This window comes from Micrococcus sp. M4NT, from assembly GCF_033790745.1.
In the GTDB taxonomy this organism is placed as follows: Bacteria; Actinomycetota; Actinomycetes; order Actinomycetales; family Micrococcaceae; genus Micrococcus.
Genome location: NZ_JAMYEH010000007.1, coordinates 24,734 through 39,686, shown reverse-complemented (window position 1 = coordinate 39,686; position 14,953 = coordinate 24,734). Strand labels below are relative to the sequence as shown.

14 protein-coding genes are annotated in these 14,953 nt (G+C 72.6%); 13 read left to right on the top strand and 1 reads right to left on the bottom strand.

Features of this window, described 5'->3' with window-relative positions; all coding sequences use genetic code 11:
- Window positions 1-2 precede the first annotated feature (2 nt).
- On the top strand, window positions 3-590 hold the full coding sequence (gene rsmD, locus NJC10_RS06090) for a 16S rRNA (guanine(966)-N(2))-methyltransferase RsmD (protein ID WP_248115102.1): 588 nt from the start codon (window positions 3-5) through the stop codon (window positions 588-590).
- 64 nt (window positions 591-654) lie between these two features.
- Here rsmD and NJC10_RS06085 read toward each other — a convergent pair whose 3' ends face one another.
- Window positions 655-1,902, bottom strand: a complete 1,248-nt coding sequence (locus tag NJC10_RS06085; protein WP_319075255.1) for an aminotransferase class I/II-fold pyridoxal phosphate-dependent enzyme — start codon at window positions 1,900-1,902, stop codon at window positions 655-657.
- A 91-nt stretch (window positions 1,903-1,993) separates the two neighbouring features.
- On the opposite strand from NJC10_RS06085, the gene coaD reads away from it, so the two are divergent.
- The 12 genes from coaD (at window position 1,994) to NJC10_RS06025 (ending at window position 14,802) form a co-directional block, all read left to right on the top strand.
- Window positions 1,994-2,509: a pantetheine-phosphate adenylyltransferase gene (gene coaD / locus NJC10_RS06080; protein WP_319075253.1), complete on the top strand. Its 516-nt coding sequence runs from the start codon at window positions 1,994-1,996 to the stop codon at window positions 2,507-2,509.
- Window positions 2,506-3,417 carry a UTP--glucose-1-phosphate uridylyltransferase gene (locus tag NJC10_RS06075; RefSeq protein ID WP_319075251.1) on the top strand — a complete coding sequence of 304 codons (912 nt, stop codon included), beginning with the start codon at window positions 2,506-2,508 and terminating at the stop codon, window positions 3,415-3,417. Before coaD ends, NJC10_RS06075 begins: the two co-directional genes overlap by 4 nt.
- Window positions 3,418-3,566: 149 nt before the next feature.
- Complete coding sequence (locus NJC10_RS06070; protein WP_298713159.1) at window positions 3,567-4,139, top strand: YceD family protein; 573 nt, start codon at window positions 3,567-3,569, stop codon at window positions 4,137-4,139.
- A gap of 2 nt (window positions 4,140-4,141) precedes the next feature.
- The gene (gene rpmF, locus NJC10_RS06065) at window positions 4,142-4,345 is read left to right on the top strand and encodes a 50S ribosomal protein L32 (protein ID WP_248115096.1); all 204 of its coding nucleotides are present in this window, start codon (window positions 4,142-4,144) and stop codon (window positions 4,343-4,345) included.
- A gap of 73 nt (window positions 4,346-4,418) precedes the next feature.
- Entirely contained in the window at window positions 4,419-5,081 is a 663-nt protein-coding gene (gene rnc, locus NJC10_RS06060) for a ribonuclease III (protein ID WP_248115095.1), read from the top strand.
- Between the two features lie 7 nt (window positions 5,082-5,088).
- Window positions 5,089-6,000 (top strand): bifunctional DNA-formamidopyrimidine glycosylase/DNA-(apurinic or apyrimidinic site) lyase, encoded by a 912-nt coding sequence (gene mutM, locus NJC10_RS06055; RefSeq protein WP_319075247.1) that lies wholly within the window; start codon window positions 5,089-5,091, stop codon window positions 5,998-6,000.
- 32 nt (window positions 6,001-6,032) lie between these two features.
- Window positions 6,033-7,262 carry an LCP family protein gene (locus tag NJC10_RS06050; protein WP_319075246.1) on the top strand — a complete coding sequence of 410 codons (1,230 nt, stop codon included), beginning with the start codon at window positions 6,033-6,035 and terminating at the stop codon, window positions 7,260-7,262.
- Window positions 7,255-8,484 (top strand): glycosyltransferase family 4 protein, encoded by a 1,230-nt coding sequence (locus NJC10_RS06045; RefSeq protein WP_319075244.1) that lies wholly within the window; start codon window positions 7,255-7,257, stop codon window positions 8,482-8,484. The genes NJC10_RS06050 and NJC10_RS06045 overlap by 8 nt, the downstream gene beginning before the upstream one ends.
- Window positions 8,481-10,304: a glycosyltransferase family 4 protein gene (locus NJC10_RS06040; RefSeq protein WP_319075243.1), complete on the top strand. Its 1,824-nt coding sequence runs from the start codon at window positions 8,481-8,483 to the stop codon at window positions 10,302-10,304. Before NJC10_RS06045 ends, NJC10_RS06040 begins: the two co-directional genes overlap by 4 nt.
- A gap of 119 nt (window positions 10,305-10,423) precedes the next feature.
- Window positions 10,424-11,665, top strand: a complete 1,242-nt coding sequence (gene wecC, locus NJC10_RS06035; RefSeq protein ID WP_319075242.1) for a UDP-N-acetyl-D-mannosamine dehydrogenase — start codon at window positions 10,424-10,426, stop codon at window positions 11,663-11,665.
- Window positions 11,656-13,614, top strand: coding sequence for a glycosyltransferase family 4 protein (locus NJC10_RS06030; protein ID WP_319075240.1), 1,959 nt, complete (start codon window positions 11,656-11,658; stop codon window positions 13,612-13,614). Before wecC ends, NJC10_RS06030 begins: the two co-directional genes overlap by 10 nt.
- Before the next feature lie 147 nt (window positions 13,615-13,761).
- Window positions 13,762-14,802 (top strand): glycosyltransferase, encoded by a 1,041-nt coding sequence (locus NJC10_RS06025; protein ID WP_160311886.1) that lies wholly within the window; start codon window positions 13,762-13,764, stop codon window positions 14,800-14,802.
- Window positions 14,803-14,953: the final 151 nt, after the last annotated feature.

The window sequence follows — 14,953 nt, the reverse complement described above, 5'->3', positions numbered from 1 at the left end:
CCGTGTCCCGCATCATCGCCGGCGCCGCCGCCGGCCGCCCCCTGCGCTCCGTGCCCGGCACGGGCACCCGCCCCACGACGGACCGCACCAAGGAGGCCCTCTTCTCCTGGCTCTCCGCGCGGGACTGGACGGACGGCACCCGCGTGCTCGACCTCTACGCCGGCTCCGGCTCGCTGGGGTGCGAGGCGGCGAGCCGGGGCGCGGCGAGCGTCGTGCTCGTGGAACGGCACCGCCGCGCCGCCGAGGTGTGCCGCGCCAACGCGGCGATGGTCAACGAGGCCCTCGGGAGGACAGTGGTGAGCGTGCGCGCCTCCTCCGTCGAACAGGTGCTCGCCGTCGGCGGGGCGCAGGGCCTCGAGGACGGAGGCGAGCCCGTGGACCTCATCCTCGCCGACCCGCCCTATCCCGAGGCGGGGGAGGCGTTCCACGCCGTCCTCGCCGCCGCCGCCGCGCGGCTCAGCCCCGGCGGGCTGCTCGTGCTGGAGCGCTCCGCGCGCGACCCGGCCCCGCGGCGCCCGGCCACGCTCGAGGAGGTCGACGTGCGCGCGTACGGCGAGACCGCCCTCTACCTGTGGCAGGACGAGCGCTGAGCCCCGTGCCCCCGCTCGGCGGGCGGGGGCCCGACGGCACGCGGCCGCGCGGGAGAGGGGAGCGTCAGCCCCGGCGCAGCCGCGGCGCGGCCTCGGCGAGGCGCCGCATGCCCTCGGCCACCACGTCCTCGGACTTGCAGAACGCCAGCCGCAGCCAGGAGGCGAGGTGGGCGTCGGCCGGATCGTCCGTCGGCCGGCACAGCGCGCTCACCGGGATGCCCGCGACGCCGGCCTCGCGCACCCAGTCCCGCACGGCCGCCGAGGCGTCCGTCACGCCCCAGGGGGCCAGGTCCACCACCACGAAGTACCCGGCGTCCGGCACCACGGGCTCCAGGCCCACGGCGCGCAGCCCTGCCACGAGGGTGTCCCGCGTGGCGCGGTACCGCTCCCGCTGCCCCACGAGGTGCGCCTCGCCCCGCGGCAGGTAGGCGGCCATGGCCGCCTGGTAGGCCGGGCCCGTGGAGAAGGTGAGGTACTGCTTCACGGCGCGCACGGCGGCCACGAGCTCGGCGGGCCCGGCCAGCCAGCCCACCTTCCACCCGGTCACGGCGAACGCCTTCCCGGCCCCGGACGCCGTCAGGGCGATCTCCCGGGCCCCGGGGATCGAGCGCAGGGAGACGTGCTCGCCCTCGAACACGAGGTGCTCGTACACCTCGTCGGAGAGGATCAGCACGCCGCGCTCCCGGCACAGCCGCACGATCTCCTCGAGCAGGGCGCGCGGGTACACCGCGCCGGTCGGATTGTGCGGGGTGTTGAGGATGAGCAGCCGGGTGCGGTCGGTCAGCGCCGCCGCGATCCGGGCCGGGTCGGGCAGGAACGCGGGCGGCTCCACGGGCACGGTCACGTGGCGGGCGCCGGCCAGGGCGACGGTCGCGGCGTGGGAGTCGTAGAACGGCTCCACCGTCACCACCTCGTCGCCGGGGCCGACGAGGGCCAGCACAGTGGCGGCGATCGCCTCCGTCACCCCGGCGGTGACCAGCAGCTCGGCATCCGGGTCCTCCGTCACGCCCCAGTGCGCCCGGCGGTGCTCGACGACGGCGCGGCGCAGCGCCGCGTCCCCGCCGCCGGGCGCGTACTGGTTCGGGCCCGCGAGGACGGCGTCCGCGGCCAGGCGCAGCAGGTCCGCGGGGCCGTCGGCGTCGGGGAAGCCCTGCCCCAGGTTCACGGCACCGTGCTCGGCCGCGAGGGCCGTCACCGTCTCGAAGACGGTGGGCGCGGGGACGCCCCCGCGCAGCAGCCCGGTGGCCTCGGCGGCGCGGCGCCATGGTCCGGGGACGGCGGCGGGAGTCGGGTGGGGGGCCGGGGTGTCCATGGCGGCCACTGTACTTTCCGGCCGGCCGGCTCGCGGGCGGGGGCGGAGAGCGGTCCTCGCCCCCGCCGGGCCCCCGGGGTAGGTTGGGCGCATGCGTCGTGCCGTCTGCCCCGGATCCTTCGACCCGCTGCACAAGGGTCACGTCGAGGTCATCATGCGGGCCGCCAACCTCTTCGACGAGGTGATCGTGGCCGTCTCCGTGAACCCCAAGAAGACGTACCGGTTCACCGTGGACGAGCGCATCGAGATGGTCGAGGCCACGGTCTCCTCCCTGTCCGGCGTGAGCGCCCGGCCCATGGGGACCGGCCTGCTCGCCGAGTTCTGCCGCTCCGTGGGTGCGGACACCATCGTGAAGGGCCTGCGGGACGGCGCCGACCTCGCCTTCGAGGCGCCCATGGCCACGATGAACCGCCACCTCACGGGCGTGGAGACGGTCTACCTGCAGGCCGATCCGCGGTTCGCCCACCTCTCGTCCTCCCTCATCAAGGAGGTCCACGGCCTGGGCGGAGACGTCCGCGACTTCGTCCCCGCCGCCGTGATGCGGCGCCTGAACGCCGCACCGTCCCCGTCCGCCGTCCCCGACCCGTCCAGGAGCACCCGTCCATGACCGAGCAGACCCCCACCCGCCCGCGCACGCGCAAGGCCGTCATCCCGGCCGCCGGCCTGGGCACGCGCTTCCTCCCGGCCACGAAGGCCATGCCCAAGGAGATGCTGCCGGTGGTCGACCGCCCTGCCATCGAGTACGTGGTGGCGGAGGCCCGCCGCGCGGGGCTGTGCGACGTCCTGATGATCACAGGCCGCAACAAGCGCGCCCTCGAGGACCACTTCGACCGCCACCCGGCCCTCGAGGCCACGCTCGAGCGCAAGGGAGACCAGAAGCGCATCGACCTGATCCGCGAGTCGGACCTCGTGGGGGACATCCACTACGTGCGCCAGGGCGCCGCGCTCGGCCTCGGCCACGCCGTCGGCTGTGCGCGCCGCCACGTCGGGGAGCAGCCGTTCGCGGTGCTCCTGGGCGACGACCTGATCGGCGCCGACGACGACCTGCTGGTCCGCATGATCGACGCCCAGGAGCGCCTCGGCGGCTCCGTCGTCGCGCTCATGGAGGTCCCGGAGGAGGCCGTCTCCTCGTACGGCGTGGCCGCCGTCGAGGCCGTGGAGGGCACCGACGAGGTGGTGCGCGTGACCGGCCTCGTGGAGAAGCCCGCCCGCGAGGACGCCCCCTCTCGCCTCGCGGTCATCGGCCGCTACGTGCTCTCCCCGGCGGTGTTCGACGTGCTCGACGAGACCGCTCCGGGCCGCGGCGGCGAGATCCAGCTGACGGACGCGCTGCAGACCCTCGCGGAGGGCGAGGGCGAGGGGTACGGCGTGCACGCCGTCGTCTTCGAGGGCCGCCGCTACGACACGGGGGACAAGCTGGGCTACCTCCAGGCCGTGGTGGAGCTCGGCGTGGACCACCCCGAGCTCGGCGACGACCTGCGGGCCTGGCTCAAGGGGTTCGCCGCCGGACTCTGAGGCGCGCCGCCCGTGCGCCGCTTTGGCGTGGAACGGGGCAGCCGCTAGGATGGGCTGTCGGTCCATCGTGGCCTGACCCTGCCTGCACGCGTCGAACGGTCCGATCCGGACAGTCGGCGCGGCCCGTCCCACCGCCGAGAGGAGCGATCATGGACACCGACGAACGCCCCGACGCGGGGTCGCCGTGGGTCATCTCCGTGCGCGACCTCCTGCGCGGAGCCGGGATCCAGCGTCACGTGACGGCCCAGTGGCCCGCCCCCGAGGGGGTGAGCACGCCTGTCCTCGGCGTCCCCGCGGGGGACCTCGTGGACGTCGAGCTGCGCCTCGAGGCCGTCCACGAGGGCGTGCTCGTCACCGGCACCGCGGACGCGGACCTGGTGGGCGAGTGCGGCCGCTGCCTGACCCCTCTGCGCGAGGGGATCACCGTGGACCTGCAGGAGCTGTTCCTCACCGGCGCGTCCCGGGACGAGGCCGGCGACCAGCCGATCGTGGTGCACGAGACCGTGGACCTGGAACCCGTGTTCCGGGACGCCGTGGTCATCACCCTGCCGTTCCAGCCGCTGTGCCGGCCGGACTGCGAGGGCCTGTGCGCCGACTGCGGCATCCGCCTCGAGGACGCGCCCGAGGGGCACGCCCACGAGCGCGTGGATCCGCGCTGGGCGGCGCTCGCCGCCCTCGCGGGCACCGAAGAGACCTCCAACACCGAGACAGAAGAGAGATAGCCGTGGCAGTCCCGAAGCGGAAGATGTCCCGTTCCAACACCCGTTCCCGTCGTTCCCAGTGGAAGGCCGAGGCCCCCACGCTGGTCAAGACCGTGGAGAACGGCCGCGTGTCCTACCGCCTGCCCCACCAGGCCGAGCTGAAGACCGACGCCGCCGGCACCCCGCTGTTCTTCGAGTACAAGGGCCGCAAGGTCGCTGACGCCTGAGATGGCGTCGTCACCGGCTCGCCGCGGGGTCGCCCCCGCGCCGGAGACACCTGAACTGTTCGAGCGTCTCGGCGTGCACATCACGTCCGAGACGCTCGAACGTGCTTTGACGCACCGTTCGTACGCGTACGAGCACGGCGGCCTGCCCACCAACGAGCGCCTCGAGTTCCTCGGGGACTCGGTGCTGGGCTACGTGGTCACGGACCACATCTTCGCCGTGTACCCGGACCTGCCCGAGGGCGACCTCGCCCGGCGCCGGGCCGCCGTCGTCTCGACGCGTGCGCTCGCGAAGGTGGCTCGCCGGATCGGCATCGGCCCGTTCATCAAGCTCGGCACGGGCGAGGCCCGCACGGGCGGCGCGGACAAGGACTCGATCCTCGCGGACAGCCTCGAGGCCCTCATCGGCGCCACCTACGTGGACCACGGGGCGGTGGCCGCCGCGGCCCTCGTGCACCGGCACGTCGTGCCGCTGCTCGACGAGCCGGACCTGATGCGCGAGAGCACCGACTGGAAGACCGTGGTGGCCGAGGCCGCCAGCCGGCACCGACTCGGCGAGGTCGTGTACGTCATCGAGGGACAGGGCCCCGCGCACGACCCGCGCTACCGCGCCACCCTGCGTGTGGGCGGGAAGGACTACGGCTCCGCCGTCGCCAGCTCGAAGAAGCAGGCCGAGCGCGAGGCCGCGGCCGAGTCCTGGCCGGCCCTGGAGGCCGACCTGCCCGCCGCGGGGCGCTGAGCCCGCCGTGCCGGAGCTCCCCGAGGCGGAGGTCGTGCGCCGGGGCATGGCCCGCAGCGCCGCCGGTGCCGCCGCCGGCCCCCTCGAGGTGCTCGACGCCCGCTCGGTGCGCCGCAGCCCCGGGGGACCCGCCGCGCTGCGCGCGCGCCTCGACGGGGCCGTCCTCGCCGAGCCCGCGCGGCGCGGCAAGTTCCTGTGGCTGCCGCTCGCGGACGGCGACGACGCCGTCGTCGTCCACCTGGGGATGAGCGGCCAGGTGCTCGTGGCCGAGCCCGCCGATCCTGACCCGCGCCACCTGCGGCTGCGCCTCCCGATCACCACGGGCGACGGCGCGGCGCGCGAGCTGCGGTTCGTGGACCAGCGGCTCTTCGGCGGCTGGTGGCTGGACCCGCTCGTCACCGAGGCCGCGACGGGGGAGCGGATCCCCGCGACGGCGGCCCACATCGCCCTGGACCCCCTCCACCCGCTCTTCGACCCCGCGGCCGTGCACGCCCGCCTGGCGCGGCGGCGCAGCGTCCTCAAGCGCGCGCTCCTGGACCAGTCCCTCGTGTCCGGGATCGGCAACATCTACGCGGACGAGGCGCTCTGGGCGGCTCGGCTGCACCCCGAACGCCCCACCTCCCGCCTGCGCCGCGCCGAGACCGTGGGCGTCCTCGAGGCCGTGCGGGAGATCATGGGGCGCGCCCTCGAGCAGGGCGGCACGAGCTTCGACGCGCTCTACGTGAACGTGGACGGGCGCTCCGGCGAGTATGCCCGCTCCCTGCAGGCGTACGGCCGCACGGGCTTGCCGTGCCGGCGCTGCGCGGCGGAGGGCGTCGTCTCCCTGATCGTGCGCGAGCCGTTCATGGGGCGGGCCTCCCACCGCTGCCCGCGGTGCCAGCCGAGACCGCGGCGGGCCTCCGCGCGCCCCGGTCCCTAGACTGTGCGGAGCCATTCCCGACAGGAGCCGACGTGACCCAGCCCCCGCAGACGCCGTGGACGCCTCGTGGCCCCGCAGACGGCACGCCGCCCGAGGACTCCGTTGCGGAGCACCGGCAGCCGGCGGGGCCCACGCCCGCGCCGTCCCCCGCCCGGGGCCGGCGCCGGCGTCGCCGCCGCTGGCCGTGGGTCCTCGGCCTCCTCGCGCTCCTGCTGGGGGCCGCCGTGGTGCTCGCGGGCTGGTACGCCGTCTCGCTCGGGCGCGTCTACGACGAGCAGCGGAAGACCGTGGACACCGGGGCGCTCGACGACGCCGGCTCCGGACCGATGAACATCCTGCTGCTCGGCTCCGACTCCCGCTCCGAGGAGGAGGGCGCGGACGCGGGCGACGGGCGCTCCGACACGATGATGCTGGTGCACCTCCCGGCGGACCGGGAGCACGTCTACATCATGTCGATCCTGCGCGACACGTGGGTGGAGATCCCCGGTCGCCACCAGGACAAGGTCAACGCGGCGTTCGCGATGGGCGGCTACCCGCTGGCCGTCGACACCGTGGAGCAGCTGATGGGCGTGCCCGTGCACCACCTCATGGAGGTGGACTTCCAGGGCTTCCGCGGCGTCACGGACGCCCTCGGCGGCGTGAAGGTCTGCAACCCCACCGCCTTCTCCTCGGGGCAGACCAATCCCTCCTACTTCCCGCGGGGCGAGATCCTCCTCCAGGACACCGCGGCCCTGCGCTACGTGCGGGAGCGCCACGCGTTCGAGGACGGGGACATGACCCGGGTGGAGAACCAGCAGCGCTACGTGGGCGGGGCCCTGGGGCGCTTCCTGAGCCCGGAGATCCTGGCGAACCCGGGCCGCACCTCCGACGTCGTCTCCGTCCTCTCCCGGCACCTCTCGGTGGACGACGGCCTGGACGCCGCCACCGTGGCGTCGCTGGCATGGCAGCTGCGCGAGGTGGGCCGCGAGGACGTGGAGATGTTCTCCGTGCCGATCGCCGGGTCCGGCCGCTCTCCCGGCGGCCAGTCCATCCTGGAGCTGGACCCGGCCAGGATGGACTCGCTGCGCTCCGCCCTCGCGGCGGACGACGTGCAGGGCTACATCGAGGCGGAGGAGGCCGCGCGCAGCCGCCGCGCGGCCGAGAAGGCCGCGGAGGCGTCCGCGTCCCAGAGCGCGTCCAGCTCCTCGAGCACCGCGGAGCCGAGCCCGTCCGCACCGCCGGCCCCGAGCCCCGCCGTCCCCGAGGAGGTCTGCGGTGGCTGACGCCCGCTCCGCGGGCCGTGCCCGCCCCCCGCGTCTGATGCTCGTGACGCACTCCTACCGCCCGGAGCGCACGCCTCCGGCGCGACGTTGGGCCGTCGTGGTCCGCGTGCTGCGCGAGGCCGGCTGGGACGTGGATGTGATCGCCCCCGGCGGACTGCGCGCCTCCCACGGCGACGACGGCGAGCGCCTCCTCCCCACGCCGCGGCTGGCACGCGGGGCCGGGAGCCGCAACGGACGCTTCGTGGAGGCCGTGGTGCACAGCGTGCTCGCGGTGCCGCGGGGCCTGCTGGCACCCCGCCCCGACGTCGTGGTGGCCACCGTCCCCGCCCTTCCCGTCGTGGTGGCCGGCTGGGCCCTGTCCCGCCTGCGCCGACGCCCCCTCGTGCTCGAGATGCGCGACGCGTGGCCGGACCTCGCCCACGAGGCCGGGGTGCACGAGGGCCCGCTGGGCAGGGCCATGGAGCGCGTCGTGGCGGGCGGGCAACGGGCCGCGGACGTCGTCGTGACGGTGACCGAGGGCTTCGCCGAGACCCTGCGCGCGAGGGGGATGGGCGAGGTGGTGACGCTGGGCAACGGCGTGGATCTCGGCCGCGTGCGCACCGTGCCGCCCCGGGAACGGGCCGCCGGGGAGCTGCGCGTCCTCTACCTGGGCAACATGGGGGAGAGCCAGGGTCTCGAGCGCCTCGTGGAGGCCGCGGCCCGTCTGCGCGCGTCACATCCCGGCGTGCAGGTGCGCCTCGTGGGGGATGGCACGCGCCGCGCGGCGCTCGAGGAGCTGAACGCCCGCCTGGGCGGGGCCGCGGAGCTCCTCGATCCCGTGGAGGGTGTCTCCGTCGGCGAGCAGTACGCGTGGGCGGACACCCTCGTGGTCTCCCTGCGCCCCGATTGGCCGAGCTTCCGCCACACCGTCCCCTCCAAGACCTACGAGGTCCTCGCGGTCGGCCGTCACGTCACCGGCCAGGTGACGGGGGAGGCCGCCCACACGCTGGAGGCGGCCGGCGGTGCCGACGTCGTCGGCCCGGGCGTGGACGACCTCGTGGCGCACCTGGCCGCGCTCGCCGCGGACCCCGCCCGGACGGCCGTCGGCGACGGCGGGCGGGCGTGGGTGAGCGAGCACGCGGACGCCCGCTGTCTGGGCTCACGCTACGTCGAGCTCGTAGACCGTCTGGTCCGCTCGGCCCGCTCCGGGGCTCACCCGTCATCGCCGAAGGGACTCTCATGAACCGACGCCTGCCCGCGCCCGCCCAGGTAGCGGCCAACCTCGGACTGACGGTCTCGACGGTGGCCGACCACCTGCTGGACGATCCCGTCGTGCTTGCCCTCCAGGTGATGAGGCGCCTGCCACCCCGGGCTCGGACCGCAGCGGCGGATGCCCTGGCCGGTGCCGGGGGTGGCCCGCTCGCTGTCCTGACCGCCCTCGGCCACGCGGCCGCGGGTCGCCCGGCCGAACTGGGCGCACTGGTCCGCTCGAGGGTGGGGCAGGCGTCTCCCGTCGAGCGCGTGCATCTCGCCGACGTGCTGACCGCCGCCCAGGAACCTGAGCTCGCCGACGAGCTCCTCTCGGGCACCCCGTCGGGGACACGGGGCTGGTCCGAGGCGCGGGCCCGGTGGCACTGGCACCATGGGCAGGTCGACGAGGCCATCGCTGTCCTGACAACCCGGGGGCGGCCAGGCCGCCTGCGGGCGCGCTTCTATTCGGAACACCGGGCTCTGACGGGGGGCCTCACCCTCCTGTCGGGACGGGACGTGAAGCGTGCGGTCGGGTACGAGCCGACGCCGCGCAGGGTCCTCCACGTGCTCACCAACTCCCTGCCCCATACCGGGTCCGGCTACGCGCAGCGCTCGCACAGCCTGCTCCTCGCGACGCGCGAGGCCGGTTGGCACCCTGAGGCGGTGACACGGCTGGGATGGCCCGTGCAGACGGGGGTGCTGCGTGCCCGGAGCGCAGACGAGGTCGACGGAGTGCTCTATCACCGCCTTCTCACCCCTCGTCTCGAGCCGGGCATGGACCACCGATTGGCCCAGCACGCGCGCCTGCTCCTGGACCTCGTCTTGGACCGACGGCCGGCTGTGCTCCACACGACCACCCACTGGGTGAATGCCGTGGTGACGAGGGCGGTGGCGGAGGCAGTGGGGATCCCGTGGGTCTATGAGGTCCGTGGCCAGCTCGCAGACACGTGGGCCTCGACCCGGGGGCCGGAGGCGAAGCGCTCGCAGCGCTACCGCCTCTTTCAGGCCCGGGAGTCCGAGGCGGTCCGCAGCGCCGACGCGGTGGTCACGCTGGGTGAGCAGATGGCTCGGCGCATTGCGGCAGACGGCGTGCCCCGGGGGGAGATCGTCCTCAGCCCGAACGCTGTCGGAGGAGCCTTCCTCCAGACGCCGCGTGACGCCCATCAGGCCCGTAGCGAGCTTGGGCTGGACGCGGCGGCCGAATACATCGGCACCGTCTCCTCCATCGTCCCCTACGAGGGACTCGACGATCTCCTCCGTGCGGCGGCGATCCTCGCCCCACGTCGGCCGCGCCTGCGTGTCCTGCTGGTGGGCGACGGGACGGATCTGCCCAGGCTCAGGCAGCTGGCCGTCGAGCTGGGCATTGACGACCGGCTCGTGACGACCGGACGGGTCGACCGCTCCCTGGCCCCCCTCTACCATCGGGCGCTCGACGTCTTCTGCGTGCCCCGCAAGGACATGGACGTCACCCGGTCCGTGACTCCCATGAAGCCTCTCGAGGCGATGGCGTCGGAGCGTCCCACACTCGTCTCCGCCCTTCCCGCACTCCGAGAGATTGTGACCGACGGGGTGACGGGTATCACCGTGCCCCCCGAGGACCCGGCCGCCTGGGCCGGCGCACTGGAGTCGGTGCTCTCCGACCCCGAGTGGGCTCGATCCCTGGGGCAGGCGGCTCGGGCATGGGTGGTGGCGGAGCGGACGTGGGGCTCGAACGCGGAGCGCTATGCGGCCCTCTACGCCAGGCTCGGCGCGGCCGAGTCAAGACCCAATGAGCCGTCCGCGACGGGCCGTCCCTATACTCGAGGGGAATAAGACACGCCTGGCCGATCGCTGTCGGTGATCGTTGCCGCCGGACGAGAGTCAACCTGGGGCGAGGACGTCCCGCCCGGCTCCACCATTTGGGCCCCGAGAGAAGTGAACGAGGATTCTTCATGAGCGAGATCAGCAGCGTCGCCGTCGTCGGCCTGGGCTACATCGGCCTCCCCACCGCCGCGATCCTGGCAGAGAACGGCGTGCGGGTCCACGGCGTTGACGTGAGCCAGCGGACAGTGGACGCCGTGAACGCCGGCACCGTCCCATTCGTGGAGCCGGACCTCGCGGACTTCGTCTCCCGAGCCGTCGAGAAGGGCCTGCTCTCCGCAACCTTGGACACCCCGAAGGCGGATGCGTACATCGTGGCCGTGCCGACCCCCTTCAAGGACGGCCACGCTCCGGACCTCGGTTACATCGAGGCGGCGGCACGCGCCCTGGCCCCGCAGCTCTCCGGAGACGAGCTCGTGATCCTCGAGTCCACCTCGCCTCCCGGCGCTACCGAGCGCATGGCCGAGGTGGTCTACACCGAGCGTCCCGACCTTCGCGAGTCGAAGGTGGACTTTGCCCACTGCCCGGAGCGTGTGCTTCCCGGCCGCGTCATGGTGGAGTTGGTGACCAACGACCGGATCGTGGGCGGCTCCACCCCGCGCGCCGCGCAGCGCGCCAAGGCGCTCTACGAGACGTTCTGTCAGGGGGAGATCCTCGTGACGGACTGCGTCACCGCGGAGATGGCCAAGCTGGTCGAGAACTCGTTCCGTGACGTGAACATCGCCTTCGCGAACGAGCTGTCCTTGATCTGCTCCGACCTGGGGATCGACGTGTGGGAGCTCATCGAGCTTGCCAACCACCACCCCCGTGTCAACATCCTCCAGCCGGGCCCCGGCGTGGGCGGCCACTGCATCGCCGTGGATCCGTGGTTCATCGTCGACGCCGCACCGCAGACGGCCCGCATCATCCGTGCGGCCCGCGAGATCAACGACGGCAAGCCGAAGTGGGTCGTGGACCAGGCCAAGGCCGCCGCGTTCGACGTGCAGCAGGCCACCGGCCGTGCCCCCGTGGTGGCCGTCCTCGGTCTGGCATTCAAGCCGAACATCGACGATCTGCGTGAATCGCCTGCCCTGAACATCGCGACCGAGGTGGCGCAGCAGTTCACCGGTTCGCGGATCCTCGTGGTGGAGCCGCACGTGGAGGAACTGCCCGCTGCGCTGGCCGGCCGTGAGAACGTGGAGCTGGTCCCGGCCGAGGACGGCATTCGGGAGGCGGACGTCGTCCTGCTACTGGTGGACCACGACGCGTTCGCCAGCCTCGGTACCACCACCGAGGGCAAGAAGGTCATCGACACGCGCGGCCAGTGGCGCTGACATCTCACGACGGCTCCCCCGACCCGAGGGTCGAAGCGCACCCCGGGCGGATCGAGGACGCGATCGTCGATAGCCGCCCCAGCCGTGAAGCGCTCGAAAGGGAGCTGGTCCGGGTCCACGACGAACTCACCCATCTTCTCACCGGCAGCCTCGCTGCGGATCGACGGCCGGAGGCACTCGGTGTGGACCGCCCGGGAGGGCTGGAAGGTGCGTTCGACCGGCACTGGCGCAAGATCCGACGGGAGCTCGGAGGTGTCTACCGTGACTACCGTGCGGGTCGCGCGTCGACGGGCTCCGCACTCAAGCGGGCGACCCGGATCGGACTGAAACACGGCGTGCTCGCCCCGCGTGACGCGCTGGCTGAAGTGCTCCGTCTGCGGGACGAAGCCGTGGGGCCAACTCTCGCGGGCGCGGGACCCATGACCATGCTCCCGGGTGAGCTCGACTCCGAGCGCGCCCGGATCTGGCTGTCGGTTCTCGAACGGCACTATCCGTCAGGGCCTGCACGCGCGGCGTACTTCGAACAGCTGCGCAGGCTGGCGCTGCGTGATGGCCAGATCTCGACCGCCCTCGATGCGACGGCTGAGCTCGCATCGTCGAACACCTCGATGGCGCGGGCCGCGGTCGACGTGAACGGCCGCATGACCGAGCTGAGCGGGTGGCTGCCCCGGCTGCCCGGCCCGGTGGAATCGGTGTCAGGCTGCGGGACGAACGTCGTCCTGCACCTATTGAAGGAGTCTCGCCCCTACCTGTCCAACGGGTTCACATCGCGGACGCAATGGAATCTGCTGGCCGAGAAGGACGCCGGATGGACTCCTGTGGTGCTGACGGAGCCTGGATTCCCGGAAGGCCTGACGGAGGGGCGTCCATCTACGGTGGAAGAAGTGGATGGCATCGAACATCGACGTATCCTCACGGGCGCCTCCTACCGTGGGGTTCCATTCGATCGGTGGCTAGAGGACTTCGCGTTCCTCGCTCTCGACCACGTGCGAAACGTCCGGCCCGATGTCCTGCACGTCTCGTCCGGCCGACGAGGGTATGAGACCGCCCTGGTCGGGCTCGCCCTTCGTGAGAAGACGGGCTTGCCCCTCGTGTACGAGGTGCGGTCGTTCTTCGAGGGGAACTGGACACCCGACCTCGACATCGAGGAGCGCAGCGAGGTGTTCCGCCGTCGGCGCGAGGTGGAGACGCGGTGTATGATCGCCGCCGACCGCGTGCTCACCCTCGGCGAGGCGATGAAGGACGAGATCGTTGCTCGCGGAGTCCCGGCGGAGAAAGTGGACATCGTCCCCAACGGGGTGCAATTGGACCGGTTCACTTCCGCGCCTCGCGACCCGGCGATTGCGGCTCGCCATGGGATCACTCTGCCCACCTTCGGCTACGTGTCGAATATGGACCATCCCCGCGAAGGCCACGAACTACTCATCCGGGCGGCCTTGCTGTTGCAAGAGCGGGGCGTCGAGGCGCAGTGCGTGCTCGTGGGCGGTGGTCGGCGGTTCGACGAGCTGCGGGCGCTCGCACGGGAGCTGGGAATCGCGAATCGAGTGGTCTTCACGGGACCCGTCGATCACGAGGAAGTCGCGGCTCTCTATGGACTCATCGATGTGTTCGTCGTGCCACGGATCAATGAACGCGCGGCACGCTACGTCACGCCGCTCAAGCCGTTCGAGGCGATGGCTCTTCGGCGTCCGGTGGTGGTGTCCGACCTGCCCGCACTCCGTGAGATCGTCGCGGCACCCCGGCGTGGCCTCACCTTCCCAGTCGGCGACGTGATGGCGCTGGCCGAGACCATTGCACGGCTCCTGGAGGACCCGGCCGAGCGGCAACGCCTCGGAGCGGCCGGCCGGGAGTGGGTGGAGGCCGAGCGGCAATGGGTCCACAACGGGCCACGATATGACAGGGCATACCACGCAGCAATCAACGCGCGCCGTCGTGCGGGAGAGGGGTGAGGAATGCTTCTCACATATCGAGGTTTCGCGAGGGAACCGGGATCTCCGCTCCACGAAGCGATGGCACATCTGCGTGGCCACCGGCGTGGGCGCGGCGGGGAATCCGCCGCCCGCCCCTACCTTCTCGGGTGCGCTCCCGTCGCCCGGATGAACCCCTATCAGCAACTGCTGTACCGCGGGATGGCCGCGCAGGACATCGTCACCACCCCCGTCCTGTCGGTTGACGGATTCGATCCGCTCCTCGCCGTCCGGGCGGAGACCTCCGGCGTAGGCGTCCACCTCCACTGGCTGAATCCCGTCCTGGCCGGGGCCCGTGACGGTGCGGACGCACGAGCCCGGGTCGATCGGTTCCTCGAACGGGTGGACGGGTTCATCGACGCCGACGGGCGTGTGGTGTGGACGGTGCACAACGTCCTTCCCCATGATGCCGTGCATCTCGAGCAGGAGCGTCGCCTCCAACAGGGCGTGGCCGATCGTGCACACCTGATCCATGTCATGCACCCAGACACAGCGGACGTTCTGGGCGAATCGCTCCGCTGGGACTCGGCCCGCACCGTCGTCGCCCCCCATCCGAGCTATGCCGGGGCCTACCCCGACACGGTGCGCCGCGACGAGGCCCGCGGGGTCTTGGGGATTCACGAGGACGAGGTCGTCTACGTTGCTCTCGGTGCCATCAAGGCGTACAAGGGCATCGACACCCTGCTCGATGCGTTCGACCAGTTGTGCCGTGAGGATGTCACCCCGCGCCGCCTTGTCGTCGCCGGCCCGGCAGATACGTCCCCTCACACCCGGGCGCTCGTGAAACGCCTGCGGACGAACCCGCGTGTGCTTGTGCAGGCGGGCCCGGTCCCAGGGGATCGTGTCCAGTATCTGCTACGGTCCGCCGACATGGCCGTCCTGCCCCATCTGCGCGCGTTGAACTCCGGTGGTGCTCTGTTGGGGCCGACTTACGGGCTTCCGGTCCTGGCCGCACGCGTTGGCGTGCTCCCTGCGGTCTTGCAACCGGAGTTCACGGAGTTCTTCCAGGACCACACGGTGCCGGGCATGACAGCCGGTCTTCGGGCCGCGGACCGACTGCTGAGCGCTGAGGCTCGAGATGCCGCGTCTGACTTCGCTCGGCAGCATGACCCCGACCTGATCGGGGAACGCTTCGCCCAAGTACTGCGGGCGCGACTCTGGGCCGCCTGATGCGCGCTCGGGTCCACATGACATCGACGTCTCTCTCGAAGGAGCCCTTCATGAAGCCAGGACCTTCCCTGGAGAAAGCCCTCTACGTCGGCTGCCTTGCGGCAATGGGCATCATCGGCGTGGCGGTGGCCGTTCTCGGCCTCCTCGGTCA

Coding starts and splice junctions, on each gene's coding strand:
- wecC (WP_319075242.1), top strand. CDS start 10,424: ATGAGCGAGATCAGCAGCGTCGCCGTCGTCGGCCTGGGCTACATCGGC.
- NJC10_RS06040 (WP_319075243.1), top strand. CDS start 8,481: ATGAACCGACGCCTGCCCGCGCCCGCCCAGGTAGCGGCCAACCTCGGA.
- NJC10_RS06085 (WP_319075255.1), bottom strand. CDS start 1,902: ATGGACACCCCGGCCCCCCACCCGACTCCCGCCGCCGTCCCCGGACCA.
- NJC10_RS06070 (WP_298713159.1), top strand. CDS start 3,567: ATGGACACCGACGAACGCCCCGACGCGGGGTCGCCGTGGGTCATCTCC.
- NJC10_RS06025 (WP_160311886.1), top strand. CDS start 13,762: ATGAACCCCTATCAGCAACTGCTGTACCGCGGGATGGCCGCGCAGGAC.
- coaD (WP_319075253.1), top strand. CDS start 1,994: ATGCGTCGTGCCGTCTGCCCCGGATCCTTCGACCCGCTGCACAAGGGT.
- NJC10_RS06075 (WP_319075251.1), top strand. CDS start 2,506: ATGACCGAGCAGACCCCCACCCGCCCGCGCACGCGCAAGGCCGTCATC.